Annotated in this window: 1 protein-coding gene; it reads left to right on the plus strand. The window is 61.5% G+C overall.

What is annotated here, in order from left to right; genetic code table 11:
• Positions 1-650, plus strand: a 650-nt coding sequence (istB, locus tag P1S59_14615) for an IS21-like element helper ATPase IstB (protein MDF1527457.1), incomplete at both ends; no start/stop codon positions are given.

Below are 650 nucleotides of genomic sequence, written 5' to 3' on the forward strand. Positions count from 1 at the left end.
CCCAACGGTGGGCCCCCGAAGAAACCCTCCGGGTCCTCGTCAACCTAGAGATCACCGCCCGCGACGAATCCAATACTCGCAGCCGCCTCAAAGCCGCCCGGTTCCCAGTCGAAAAGACCCTCGACGAGTTCAACCTGACCGAATCATCAATCCCCAAAGCCACCCACAGTTATCTGACCACCCTGGACTGGATCCCCCGAGCCGACAACCTATGTCTCATCGGACCGGCAGGAACCGGCAAAACCCACTACCTGATCGCCCTGGGACGAGCCGCCATAGAAGCCGGCCACCGGGTCCGCTACTACACCGCCATCGAACTCGTCGAAACACTATGGCGGGCCCTCGCCGACAACACTGTCGGCAAGACCATCGAACAAATCTGCCGCCACAACCTCATCGTCGTCGACGAAATCGGCTTTGCGCCCCTCGACCACACCGGCTGCCAACTCCTGTTCCGGCTCATCTCCGCCGCCTACGAAAAACGCTCCATCGCCATCGCATCACATTCACCATTCGAAGACTGGGGACGGTTCCTCCCCGACCAACCCACCGCCGTCTCCCTCCTCGACCGGCTCTGCCACCCCAACCCCTGGCACCACTTCAGGTACAGGCGCCACCGCAGGCACAAAAAAGTGTCAACCCCCCATCGA

Source organism: bacterium (genome assembly GCA_029210965.1).
Classification (GTDB): domain Bacteria; phylum BMS3Abin14; class BMS3Abin14; order BMS3Abin14; family BMS3Abin14; genus JALHUC01.